This window comes from Variovorax sp. Root318D1 (assembly GCF_001424835.1).
Taxonomy (GTDB): domain Bacteria; phylum Pseudomonadota; class Gammaproteobacteria; order Burkholderiales; family Burkholderiaceae_C; genus Variovorax.
Map to the genome: position 1 here is coordinate 131,548 of NZ_LMCQ01000002.1, position 12,296 is coordinate 143,843.

The window sequence follows — 12,296 nt, forward strand, 5'->3', positions numbered from 1 at the left end:
GCTATCGGGACAATAGCTTCTAGGCTTTGGAGGGCGCCGCCTGCCCGAGGGCGATCTTGAGCAGATCGGCCACGGTGTTGGCGTTGAGCTTTTCCATGATGTTGGCGCGGTGCGCCTCGACCGTCTTGATGCTGATGCCCAGGTCGTCGGCAATCTGCTTGTTCAGGCGGCCGGCCACGATGCGTTCGAGCACCTGGGCTTCGCGGCCGGTGAGCTTGGACAGCAGCGCGTCGCGGCTGGCCGATTGCTGGTGCTGGGTGAAGGCGCCGCGCGCATGCTCGAGCATGCGCTCGACCAGCGTGACGAGTTCTTCGTCGTTAAACGGCTTCTGGATGAAATCCATCGCGCCCTTCTTCATGCTGTCGACAGCCATCGGCACGTCGCCGTGGCCGGTGATCACCACGATGGGCAGCGGGGAGCGCCGCTCGATCAGCCGGTCCTGCAGTTCGAGGCCTGTCATGCCGGCCATGCGGATGTCGACGATCAGACAGGCGACTTCGCGCGGGTCGTAGCGGGAAAGAAAGGATTCGGCGGAATCGAAACAGCGGACCCTGTAGTCCTTGCCTTCGAGCAGCCATTGCAGCGAATCTCGTACCGCCTCGTCGTCGTCGACGACATAGACAGTGCCCTTCTTCGGAATCAAACTCATGCAGGTACCTTTGCCTCGTCGCTTGCTACGGAACTGGGAGCATCCAACACCGGAATCCAGAAGGAAAAACGGCATCCGATCACATCCGGGCCATTGTAGATGTTCTCTGCCTGCATACGGCCGCGATGCGACTCGACGATGGTGCGGCAGAGATTCAGTCCGATGCCCATGCCTTCCGGCTTGGTAGAGAAAAATGCTTCATACAGCCGGTCCATCACTTCGGGCGCCAGGCCCTTGCCGGTGTCCTGCACCGAGAACTCGATGGCGTTGTGGCCCTCGATCACCTTCGGCAGCACGCGCAACTCGACGCTCCGGCGCGCCAGCGGGCGCTCGGCAATGTCGATCGCCTCGGCTGCGTTCTTCAGCAGGTTGACCATCACCTGCTCGATCAGGATCGGGTCCACCTGCACCACCGGCAACCGAGCCGCCACGTAGTGGTTGAGCCGCACATTGCGCCGGCGCAGCTCGATGCCCGCGAGCTCGACCGCTTCGCTCACCATGGTGGCGACGTCGGCGGCGGTGCGGTTGGGCTCGCTGCGTTTCACGAAGGAGCGGATGCGCTGGATGATCTGGCCCGCGCGCTGCGCCTGCTTCGAGGTTTTTTCCAGCGCCGCGAGCAGTGCATCGGAATCGATCGCCTGCCCCTTGATCCGCGACATCATCCCGTTGCAGTAGTTGGTGATGGCCGTCAGCGGCTGGTTGAGTTCGTGCGCCACGCTGGAGGCCATTTCGCCCATCGTGATCAGGCGGCTTGCGGCCTGCGCGCGGTCGGCCTGTGCGGCGGCCTGCTCCTCGGCGTCGCGCCGGGGCGTGATGTCGGTAGCAATCACCAGCTGGGCGAGCCGGCCGTCCACCCAAGTGAGGTAGCGCGAACGCACTTCGAGCCACTTGCCCAGGTGCGGCACGAAGATCTCGTTGTTGGCGGCCTGGGCGGCGGTCAGGGTGTCGATCGGCAGGCCGGCGTAGGGGTCGACGTCGTCCAGGCCCTCGTCGTGCGCATTGGAGGTGGGCACGCCGGCCTGCGCCACCATGCCCAGGTGGCCCACGGTGTCGGAGCCGAACCATAGGCGGTACAGCTTGTTCGCGAACAGCAGTTCCTCGCTGCCGATGGGCGCCACCGACACCGCGGCATCGAGGGCCTCGAGCACCGTGGTGAAGCGCTCGTAAGACGCCGACAGTTGCTCGCGGATGCGCGTGGGCTCGGTGATGTCGGTCATCGAGGTCATCCAACCCGTCTGGTGGCCGCGAGCGTCGATCAGCGGCGACACATAGAGCCGTGCATTGAACACGCTGCCGTTCTTGCGCTTCACGCGCACCTGGAAGCCGCCGGGCAGGGCGCGCCCGTGCAGTTCTTCCTCGAGCCGCTCGTTCATGACTTCGCGGTCCGATTCCAGCCAGTAAGGGAAGGGCGGAGACTGCCCCACCAGTTCGGCCTCGCTCCAGCCTGTCATGGCGCAGAAAGCGGCATTCACATAGGTGATGCGGCCCTGCAGGTCGAGCACCCGCATGCCGGTGAGCATGGAGTTTTCCATCGCGCGCCGGAAGTTGGTTTCGGCCACCAGCCGCTGCTGGGCCTGTTGGCGCCGCCGGGTGTGGCGCCAGGTGCCGATCAGCATCCAGCTCGTCAACACGCTCAGCGCGCAGACCAGCCAGAAGAGACCATTGCCGACCACGCCCTGCGACGTGCGGTAGGCCTGGGCCCGCAGCACCAGGGCGTTGCCGACGGGCGAGACCGGTACTTCGTATTCGTTGGTTCTCTCCGACCAAGGCAAGAGCCGCGTGCCCCCTTCCCGGGTGCTGGCGGTGGTGTTGCCTGCGATCACGTTGCCCTTGGCGTCGAGCAGCGAGACGGCATAACGCGCCTGCACCTCCGAGGGCATGCCGTAGCGCAGCAGGCCGTCGACCGAGAATTCGCCGAGCACCACGCCCGCGAACAGGCCCTGGTCGAAAAGCGGGATGTGCAGCTGCAGCATGGCCGTGGGGTCGCCGCCCGCCATCGGCTGCGAGAAAACCGGCTGGCGCAGCTCGCGCGCGAGCGCGTAGTTGCTCTCGATGTCACCAGGGCGCAGCACGTCCCCGATCAGGTGTTGTTGCGAGGGATGCACGCTGGGGGCGGAGTAGCCGGCCTTGAAGCGGCGCCGATCGTCTATCCAGGCGACGGTCTGCAGCTCGGGGAACTGACTCACCAGAGATTCGGCCCGGCTCGCGAACTCGACCGGGTCGATTTCCCGGTTCGAGGCGTCGCGCGCAATGCGCATCAGTTGCTCCTGGCGTTCCAGGAGGCGCAGGCGCATGCGCTGTTGCGCGTACTCCACATCCCGCCGCACCGACTCCTGCTCCCGCTCGACTTCTTCGGTGCGCAGATACCAGAACGACGAGACGATGGCGGCGAGAAACAGCAGCACTGCCGCGATGGGCGCGAGCATGGCGACGGCGTCCTGCAGCACAGGCGTTTGCCGGCGCCACCAGCGGCGCCACCACGAGAGGAGCGACACATTCACGGCGCTGCGGGCCGCCGCCAGCGGAGAGGGAAAAGGCATCTTCCGAGTTTAGGGGATGCCCCTTGCACGATAAGTGAAATGCCGCAGTGGCACTGGTTGCGGCGCGGTTGGCCGCCAGATCGGTCGGAATATCACATTAAGAAATCATCATGCGCCATTTGAAATATCGGAATTTCTGTGCGAAACTCGCCCGCGTTTATTGCAGAGCGCACTAAATTACAGCCACAGCCCTAAAAGGAGAGACAAGCATGTCGGCAAATCCAGAGAACCTGTTCGGCTCGGCCGCGAACGACGCGGACGCCCAGGAAACCCGTGAATGGATGGATGCACTGTCCTCCGTTATTCAAAGCGAGGGGCCTGAGCGGGCTCACTTTCTTCTGGAGCAATTGCTCGAGCATGCGCGGCAGCACAGCATCGACAAGCCGTTCTCCGCCAATACCGCTTACGTCAATACCCTGGAGCCCGACCAGGAAGAGCGTTGCCCAGGCAACCTCGAGATCGAAGAGCGCCTGCGCGCCTACATGCGCTGGAACGCCATGGCCATGGTGGTCAAGGCCAATCGCCATCATCCGCCCGAAGGCGGCGACCTTGGCGGCCACATCGGCTCCTTTGCCTCGCTGGCCAACATGTTTGGCGCCGGCTTCAACCACTTCTGGCACGCCGAGAGCGAAAACCACGGCGGCGACTGCCTCTACATCCAGGGCCACGTCTCGCCCGGTATCTATGCCCGCGCCTACCTCGAAGGGCGCCTGACCGAAGAGCAGCTGCTCAACTTCCGCCAGGAAGTCGACGGCAAGGGGCTTTCCAGCTACCCGCATCCGAAGCTGATGCCCGAGTTCTGGCAATTCCCCACGGTGTCGATGGGTCTTGGCCCTCTGATGGCCATCTACCAGGCCCGCTTTCTCAAGTACCTGCACGCCCGCGGCATTGCCAACACCGAGAACCGCAAGGTCTGGGTGTTCTGCGGCGACGGCGAAATGGACGAAGTCGAATCGCTGGGGGCCATCGGCCTGGCCGCGCGCGAAGGCCTCGACAACCTGATCTTCGTCATCAACTGCAACCTGCAGCGCCTGGACGGCCCGGTGCGCGGCAACGGCAAGATCATCCAGGAGCTCGAGGGCGAGTTCCGCGGTTCGGGCTGGAACGTGCTCAAGCTGATCTGGGGCAGCGGCTGGGACCCGCTGATCGCACGCGACAAGGAAGGTGCGCTGCGCAAGATCATGATGGAGACCAATGACGGCGACTACCAGTCGTTCAAGGCCAACGATGGCGCCTACGTGCGCAAGCACTTCTTCGGCCGCGATCCGCGTACGCTCGAAATGGTGTCCAAGATGAGCGACGACGACATCTGGCAGCTGCGCCGCGGCGGCCATGATTCGCAGAAGGTCTATGCGGCCTTCGATGCTGCCGTGAAGCACAAGGGCCAGCCCACGGTGCTCCTGATCAAGACGGTCAAGGGCTTCGGCATGGGCAAGATCGGCGAGGGCAAGAACACGGTCCACCAGACCAAGAAGCTCGGCGACGAGGACATCAAGGCCTTCCGCGACCGCTTCAACATTCCGATTCCGGACAGCCAGATTGCCGACTTGCCGTTCTACAGGCCGGCCGACGACACGCCGGAAATGAAGTACCTGCACGAGCGCCGCAAGGCCCTCGGCGGCTACCTGCCGCACCGTCGCACCAAGGCCGACGAGAGCTTCACGGTGCCGTCGCTCGATGTCTTCAAGTCGGTGATGGAGCCCACGGCCGACGGCCGCGAAATCTCGACCACGCAGGCCTACGTGCGCTTCCTCACGCAGCTTTTGCGCGACAAGGCGCTGGGCCCGCGCGTGGTTCCCATCCTGGTGGACGAAGCCCGCACCTTCGGCATGGAAGGGTTGTTCCGCCAGATCGGCATCTACAACCCCGCAGGCCAGCAGTACACCCCGGTCGACAAGGACCAGGTCATGTACTACAAGGAAGACAAGGCCGGCCAGATCCTGCAGGAAGGCATCAACGAAGCCGGCGGCATGTCGAGCTGGATCGCGGCAGCCACGTCGTACAGCACCAACAACCGCATCATGGTGCCGTTCTACGTGTACTACTCGATGTTCGGCTTCCAGCGCATCGGCGACCTGGCCTGGGCGGCTGGCGACATGCAGGCGCGCGGCTTCCTGCTGGGCGGCACCTCCGGGCGCACCACGCTGAACGGCGAAGGCCTGCAGCACGAAGACGGCCACAGCCACATCCTGGCCAACACCATTCCGAACTGCGTGAGCTACGACCCGACCTTCGCGCACGAAGTGGGTGTCATCCTGCACCACGGCCTGAAGCGCATGGTCGAGAAACAGGACAACGTCTACTACTACCTGACGCTGCTCAATGAGAACTACCCGATGCCCGGCCTCCAGCCCGGCACCGAAGAGCAGATCATCAAGGGCATGTACCTGTCAAAGCAGGGCCCGGCGCTCAAGGCCAAGTCGCCCACCGTGCAACTGCTGGGCAGCGGCACCATCCTGCGCGAGAGCTTTGCCGCGCAAGAACTGCTCGAGAAGGACTGGGGCGTGTCGGCTTCCGTGTGGAGCTGCCCGAGCTTCAACGAACTGACGCGCGACGGCCAGGACGCCGACCGCTGGAACCTGTTGCACCCCGACCAAACGCCGCGCGTGTCCTTCGTGGCCGAGCAGCTCGCTCCCACCGCCGGTCCGGTGGTGGCATCGACCGACTACATGAAGGCCTACGCGGAGCAGATCCGCCCCTTCATTCCCAAGGGCCGCACCTACAAGGTGCTGGGCACCGATGGTTTCGGCCGCAGCGATTTCCGCAACAAGCTGCGCGAGCATTTCGAAATCAACCGCCACTACATTGTGGTGGCCGCGCTCAAGGCGCTCTCAGAGGACGGCACGGTGCCGGTGGCCAAGGTGGTCGAGGCGATCAAGAAGTACGGCATCAATGTCGACAAGGTCAACCCGCTTTACGCCTGAACATCAACAATCAACGAACGAACGGCGCCTCACGGCGGGAGACAAACGATATGGCAGCAGTGGAAGTCAAGGTGCCGGACATCGGCGATTTCGATGAAGTCGCGGTGATCGAGGTGCTGGTGAAGGTGGGCGACACGGTCAAGGCCGAGCAGTCGCTCATTACCGTGGAATCGGACAAGGCGTCGATGGAGATTCCGTCGTCGACCGCCGGTGTGGTGAAGGAAATCAAGGTCGCAGTCGGCGGCAAGGTGAAAGAAGGCTCCGTGGTCCTCGTGCTCGAGGCCGAGGGTGCGGGTGCTGCTGCAGCACCGGCCCCTGCGCCTGCCGCGGCCCCTGCTGCGGCCGCTCCTGCACCAGCCGCAGCGGCGCCCGCACCGGCTGCCGCGCCGGCGGCCTCGGGTCCCGTGGAGGTCAAGGTGCCCGACATTGGCGACTTCAAGGATGTCGCGGTCATCGAGTTGCTGGTCAAGCCCGGCGACCAGATCGCGGCCGACCAGTCGCTGATCACGGTGGAGTCGGACAAGGCCTCGATGGAAATTCCGTCGTCGGCTGCCGGCGTGCTCAAGGAACTCAAGGTCAAGGTGGGCGATACGGTCAACATCGGGGACCTGATTGCTGTGCTGGAAGGCACCGCGGCCGCTGCAGCACCTGCGCCTGCGCAGGCCGCGGCAGCCGCGCCCGCCGCTGCAACCGCCAGCGCCCCCGCGCCGGCCACTGCTTCGCCGGCGCCGGCCGCTGCCGCACCGCACGAACCCACTGTGGCACCCACGGGCAAGCTGCCGCATGCGTCCCCCTCGGTACGCAAGTTCGCACGCGAACTCGGCGTGCCGCTCGAAGAGGTCAAGGGTTCCGGTCCCAAGGGCCGCATCACACAGGAAGACGTCCAGAGCTTCACCAAGGCCGTGATGAGCGGCCAGGCCAGCACCAAGGCCTCGGCGGCCAAGGCGCCGGCAGGCGGCGGCGCCGACGGCGCGGCGCTGGGTCTCATCCCGTGGCCCAAGGTCGACTTCACCAAGTTCGGCGCGGTCGAGCGCAAGGACCTGTCGCGCATCAAAAAGCTCAGCGGCGCCAACCTGCACCGCAACTGGGTGATGATTCCGCACGTCACCAACAACGACGAAGCCGACATTACCGAGCTCGAAGCCTTCCGCGTCTCCACCAACAAGGAGAACGAGAAGTCGGGCGTCAAGGTCACGATGCTGGCCTTCGTGATCAAGGCAGTGGTTGCGGCGCTGAAGAAGTTTCCCGACTTCAATGCCAGCCTCGACGGCGACCAGCTGGTCTACAAGCAGTACTTCCACGTCGGTTTTGCAGCCGACACGCCCAACGGGCTCGTGGTGCCGGTGCTGAAGGATGCCGACAAGAAGGGCATCCTGCAGATCAGCCAGGAAATGGGCGAACTCGCCAAGAAGGCACGCGACGGCAAGCTCGGCTCGGCCGACATGCAGGGCGGATGCATGTCGATCAGCTCGCTCGGCGGCATCGGCGGTACGCACTTCACGCCCATCATCAACGCCCCCGAAGTGGCCATTCTCGGCCTCTCCAAGGGCCAGATGAAGCCGGTGTGGGACGGCAAGCAGTTCGTGCCGCGCCTGACGCTGCCGCTCTCGCTGTCTTACGACCACCGCGTGATCGACGGGGCCCTGGCTGCGCGTTTCAACGCCTACCTGGGCCAGGTGCTCGCGGACTATCGCCGAATCCTGCTATGACCACCGTAGTGGCCGTCCGCAAGGGCGGCCAGGTCACGATGGCGGCGGATTCCCTGGTGACCTTCGGCGACACGCGGCTTTCGCACCGCGCCGAAGCCAACCAGAAGATCTTCACCGTCGAGGACGCGGCGGGGCAGAGCCTCTTTGCCGTGGCCGGCGCCGCAGCGCACTTCCTGGTGCTGCAGCATGCGCTGGCCGCGCAGCCGCGCGAGGCGCTGCTGTTCGGCAGCAAGCACGAGATCTTCCGCACCTTCACGCTGCTGCATCCGGTGCTGAAAGACTCGTTTTTCATGCAGACCAAGGAAGACGAGCACGAGCCCTACGAGTCGAGCCAGTTCACGATGCTGATGGCGAATGCCAGCGGCATCTACGGCATCTACAGCTACCGCGAGGTGTTCGAGTTCAAGCAGTTCTGGGCCATTGGCTCGGGACGCAGCTTTGCGCTCGGCGCCATGCACGCGGCCTATGACATGAAGTCGCGCTCCTCGCGCGACGTGGCGGAGGCGGGAATCGCCGCTGCCTGCGAATTCGATCGCAATTCGGCCCCACCGGTCGACGTTCTCACACTCAAAATGAAAGTGTCCAAATGAGCGAACAACAAATCAAGGTGCCCGACATCGGTGACTTCGACGAAGTCGCGGTGATCGAGGTGCTGGTCAAGGTCGGCGACGCGGTCAAGGCCGAGCAATCGCTGATCACGGTCGAATCGGACAAGGCCTCGATGGAGATTCCGTCGTCCGCCGCGGGCGTGGTGAAGTCGCTTGCGGTCAAGGTCGGCGACAAAGTGAAGGAGGGCTCGGTGGTGTTGACGCTGGAGGTCGATGGCGCCGCGGCGCCCGCGCCAGCTGCGGCTGCACCCGCGCCCGCGCCCGCCGCAGCGGCCCCCGCGCCAAAGGCGGCAGCCCCGGCTCCGGCCGCGGCGCCCGCGGCTTCCACCTATGGCGGCAAGGTCGACGTCGAGTGCGACGTCATCGTGCTCGGCGCCGGCCCCGGCGGCTACTCAGCCGCTTTCCGCGCTGCTGACCTCGGCCTCAAGGTGGTGCTGATCGAACGCTACGCCACGCTCGGCGGCGTGTGCCTGAACGTCGGCTGCATTCCTTCCAAGGCGCTGCTGCACGTGGCGTCGGTGATGGACGAGGTGAAGCATTTCGCCGACCTCGGCGTGAGCTTTGCCGCGCCCACGGTAGACCGCGCCAAGCTCCTCGGCCACAAGAACAAGGTGGTGGGCAAGCTCACCGGCGGCCTCACGGCCATGGCCAAGATGCGCAAGGTGACGGTGCTGCGAGGCGTCGGCAACTTCATCGATCCGTATCACCTCGAAGTCGAGGAAACCTCGGGCACCAGTTGGGACACGACCGGCAAGAAGCAGACCGTCAAGTTCCGCAACGCGATCATCGCGGCCGGCTCGCAGTCGGTGAGCCTGCCGTTCATGCCCAAGGGCGATCCGCGCATCGTTGACTCCACGGGCGCGCTCGAGATGGGCACCGACCCCAAGCGCATGCTGATCCTTGGCGGCGGCATCATCGGCCTCGAAATGGGCACGGTGTATTCCACACTGGGCGCGCGGCTCGACGTGGTCGAGATGCTCGACGGCTTGATGCAGGGCGCCGACCGCGACCTGGTGAAAGTCTGGCAGAAGATGAACACGCCGCGCTTCGACAACATCATGCTCAAGACCAAGACGGTCGGTGCTGAAGCCACGAAGGAGGGCATCAAGGTCACCTTCGAGGGCGAGCAGGCCCCGAAGGAACCGCAGGTGTACGACCTGGTGCTGCAGGCCGTGGGCCGCAGCCCGAACGGCAAGAAGATCGGCGCCGAGAAGGCGGGCGTCGCGGTGAGCGACCGCGGCTTCATTCCGGTCGACATCCAGATGCGCACCAACGTGCCCCACATCTTTGCCATCGGCGACATCGTTGGCCAGCCCATGCTGGCGCACAAGGCGGTGCACGAGGCGCATGTGGCGGCCGAGGTCATCGCTGGCGAGCAGAAGGGCGACAAGGAGCTTTCGAGCGCCGCATTCAACGCCCGCGTGATTCCGAGTGTGGCCTACACCGACCCCGAGGTGGCGTGGGTGGGCCTCACGGAAGACCAGGCCAAGGCCGAAGGCATCAAGATCAAGAAGGGCCACTTCCCGTGGACCGCTTCGGGCCGCGCCATTGCCAACGGCCGCGACGAGGGCTTCACCAAGCTGCTGTTCGACGCCGAGACGCACCGCATTCTGGGTGGCGGCATTGTCGGCACGCATGCCGGCGACATGATCGGCGAGATCGCGCTGGCCATCGAAATGGGTGCCGACGAGATCGACATCGGCAAGACCATCCATCCGCACCCGACGCTGGGCGAAAGCATCGGCATGGCGGCCGAGGTGGCGCACGGTACCTGTACCGATTTGCCGCCGGCAAAGAAGGCCTGATCGATTGGGTCGTGCCGCTACCGGGCAATCGGAGCGGCCACAAAAAATCCCGCCGCGGCGGGATTTTTTTGGTTCTGATTCGCGAAGGAGCGGGTGGCTCAGTTGCCGGTGTGCGCCGCGGCGGTTGCTGCGGCCTTGACTTCGTCGTTCGGAGCGCCACCAAGCACGCGGCGGGCGCCATCGAAGCGGCGGCTCCAGTAGCTGCCGTTCATGTCTTCCACGCGCACCTGGGCGCCGGTACGCGGCGAATGGATGAATTTGCCTTCGCCGACATAGATGCCGACATGGCTGAAGGCACGGCGCATGGTGTTGAAGAAGACGAGGTCGCCGGGCTTGAGCTGGCTGCGGTCGATCTTTTCGGTGGCGGCCGCTTGTTCCTCGGCACGGCGAGGCAGCAGGTGGCCGACCGTCTGGTTGTACATGGCGCGAACAAAGCCGCTGCAATCGAAGCCGGACTCGGCCGTATTGCCGCCGCGGCGATAGGGAACGCCGAGGAAACCGATGGCGGTCACGACCAGGTCGGACGTCCGTTCGGTGACGGTTTGGCGGACCTGCTGGAGTTGTCCGATCAGGCCCTTGTCGGCGAGCAAGCGGGCAAGTTCGTCATCGGTTCGGTCCTGTTGGGGGGCGGCCTGGACGGCGACGGCAAACAGGAGAGACGCGGGTAGGACGAAAAAACGCATGGCGCGTAGGATATTGATGACGCGCGGTTATGTCAACCTCATCCGAATTAACGAATGTATCCGCAACATGTTGATCTACAAAGTATTTTTCGATTCCGGCGTAGAAAAAATGTAACGGTCAACCTTTATGAACCATAAGCGATTGCTCGAAAGTTAACTTTTGTACTCATCCTTGGTGAGCGAACAGCGTGGATTTGCATTGCAATACGCGTCAAGATTGGTTCAACAACCTGGAAAAGACATGAACTTGCGCATTCGCACGCTCCTTCGGCTGTTGGGAAGCGGTGCTCTCGTTGCCGGTTTGAGTTTCTCGGGCACCGCCTTTGCTCAGATTCGGCCGGAGACTGTTTCCTCCGGACTAGAGAATCCGTGGGGCTTGGCCTTTCTGCCGGGCGGTCGTTTTCTGGTCACCGAGCGTCCGGGACGGTTGCGACTGATCGGCACGGACGGAAAGATCGGTGCACCCATCGCCGGCCTGCCTGCGATCGCCGCGGGAGGCCAGGGCGGCTTGCTCGACGTCTTGGTCGATTCAGGCTTCGAAAAGAATCGCACCTTGTATTTCTGCTTTTCCGAGCCAGCGGCCAACGGGTCGACCAACAGCACGGCGCTGGCGCGCGCCCAACTCTCCGAAGACGGCGCGAAGCTGGAGAACCTCAAGATCGTGTTCAGTCAGCAACCCAAGGTGGCCAGCCGCCATCATTTCGGATGCCGCATCGTCGAGGCGCGCGACGGCACGCTATTTCTCACGCTGGGCGATCGATTCAGCCGCAAGGAAGATGCGCAGAAGCTCGACAACCATCTGGGGAAGATCGTGCGCATTTCCAAGGATGGCACCGCGCCCAAGGACAACCCGTTCATCGACAAGGCCGGCGTGCTGCCGGAAATCTGGAGCTACGGCCACCGCAACGGGCAGGGCGCGACGCTCGCACCCGACGGCCGCTTGTGGATGACCGAGCACGGCCCCCAAGGCGGCGACGAGATCAATGTTCCGCAAGCTGGCCGCAACTACGGCTGGCCGGCAATCACCTATGGCGAAAACTACGGCGGCGGCAAGATCGGCGACGGCATCACCGCCAAGGAGGGCATGGAGCAGCCGCTGCACTACTGGGTCCCGTCGATCGCGCCATCGGGCATGGCCTTTCTCACCAGCGACCGCTATGGCGCGGGATGGAAAGGCAATCTGTTCGTCGGTTCGCTGAAGTTCGGCTATCTCGACCGAATCGAGCTGAAAGACGGCAAGGTGGTCGCCGAACACAAGCTGATGGCTGATGGCAGGGCCCGCATACGCGATGTGAAGCAGGGGCCGGACGGATGGCTCTATGTGCTGACCGATGAGTCCGATGGCAAGTTGCTGCGGCTGCGTCCGAACTGATTTTTC

Annotated in this window: 8 protein-coding genes; 5 read left to right on the top strand and 3 right to left on the bottom strand. The window is 64.2% G+C overall.

Going from position 1 to position 12,296, the window contains the following annotated elements; translation table 11 throughout:
• Positions 1–19 precede the first annotated feature (19 nt).
• Positions 20–649 carry a response regulator transcription factor gene (locus ASC78_RS03205; protein WP_055796273.1) on the bottom strand — a complete coding sequence of 210 codons (630 nt, stop codon included), beginning with the start codon at positions 647–649 and terminating at the stop codon, positions 20–22.
• Positions 646–3,189: a PAS domain-containing sensor histidine kinase gene (locus ASC78_RS03210; protein ID WP_055796276.1), complete on the bottom strand. Its 2,544-nt coding sequence runs from the start codon at positions 3,187–3,189 to the stop codon at positions 646–648. Before ASC78_RS03210 ends, ASC78_RS03205 begins: the two co-directional genes overlap by 4 nt.
• 209 nt (positions 3,190–3,398) lie before the next feature.
• On the opposite strand from ASC78_RS03210, the gene aceE reads away from it, so the two are divergent.
• From aceE to lpdA, 4 genes are read left to right on the top strand one after another with little or no spacing between them, the layout of a single operon-like run.
• Complete coding sequence (gene aceE / locus ASC78_RS03215) at positions 3,399–6,113, top strand: pyruvate dehydrogenase (acetyl-transferring), homodimeric type (RefSeq protein ID WP_055796279.1); 2,715 nt, start codon at positions 3,399–3,401, stop codon at positions 6,111–6,113.
• Between the two features lie 50 nt (positions 6,114–6,163).
• Positions 6,164–7,822 carry a dihydrolipoyllysine-residue acetyltransferase gene (gene aceF / locus ASC78_RS03220; RefSeq protein WP_055796282.1) on the top strand — a complete coding sequence of 553 codons (1,659 nt, stop codon included), beginning with the start codon at positions 6,164–6,166 and terminating at the stop codon, positions 7,820–7,822.
• Positions 7,819–8,412 (top strand): MFS transporter, encoded by a 594-nt coding sequence (locus tag ASC78_RS03225; RefSeq protein ID WP_055796285.1) that lies wholly within the window; start codon positions 7,819–7,821, stop codon positions 8,410–8,412. The genes aceF and ASC78_RS03225 overlap by 4 nt, the downstream gene beginning before the upstream one ends.
• Entirely contained in the window at positions 8,409–10,235 is a 1,827-nt protein-coding gene (gene lpdA / locus ASC78_RS03230) for a dihydrolipoyl dehydrogenase (protein WP_055796288.1), read from the top strand. Before ASC78_RS03225 ends, lpdA begins: the two co-directional genes overlap by 4 nt.
• A 98-nt stretch (positions 10,236–10,333) precedes the next feature.
• Here lpdA and ASC78_RS03235 read toward each other — a convergent pair whose 3' ends face one another.
• The gene (locus tag ASC78_RS03235; RefSeq protein ID WP_055796291.1) at positions 10,334–10,918 is read right to left on the bottom strand and encodes a C40 family peptidase; all 585 of its coding nucleotides are present in this window, start codon (positions 10,916–10,918) and stop codon (positions 10,334–10,336) included.
• 241 nt (positions 10,919–11,159) lie between these two features.
• Here ASC78_RS03235 and ASC78_RS03240 point away from each other — a divergent pair, with 241 nt between their 5' ends.
• The gene (locus tag ASC78_RS03240; protein WP_055796294.1) at positions 11,160–12,290 is read left to right on the top strand and encodes a PQQ-dependent sugar dehydrogenase; all 1,131 of its coding nucleotides are present in this window, start codon (positions 11,160–11,162) and stop codon (positions 12,288–12,290) included.
• The last annotated feature ends 6 nt before the right edge of the window (positions 12,291–12,296 follow it).

Coding starts and splice junctions, on each gene's coding strand:
- ASC78_RS03205 (WP_055796273.1), bottom strand. CDS start 649: ATGAGTTTGATTCCGAAGAAGGGCACTGTCTATGTCGTCGACGACGAC.
- ASC78_RS03210 (WP_055796276.1), bottom strand. CDS start 3,189: ATGCCTTTTCCCTCTCCGCTGGCGGCGGCCCGCAGCGCCGTGAATGTG.
- aceE (WP_055796279.1), top strand. CDS start 3,399: ATGTCGGCAAATCCAGAGAACCTGTTCGGCTCGGCCGCGAACGACGCG.
- aceF (WP_055796282.1), top strand. CDS start 6,164: ATGGCAGCAGTGGAAGTCAAGGTGCCGGACATCGGCGATTTCGATGAA.
- ASC78_RS03225 (WP_055796285.1), top strand. CDS start 7,819: ATGACCACCGTAGTGGCCGTCCGCAAGGGCGGCCAGGTCACGATGGCG.
- lpdA (WP_055796288.1), top strand. CDS start 8,409: ATGAGCGAACAACAAATCAAGGTGCCCGACATCGGTGACTTCGACGAA.
- ASC78_RS03235 (WP_055796291.1), bottom strand. CDS start 10,918: ATGCGTTTTTTCGTCCTACCCGCGTCTCTCCTGTTTGCCGTCGCCGTC.
- ASC78_RS03240 (WP_055796294.1), top strand. CDS start 11,160: ATGAACTTGCGCATTCGCACGCTCCTTCGGCTGTTGGGAAGCGGTGCT.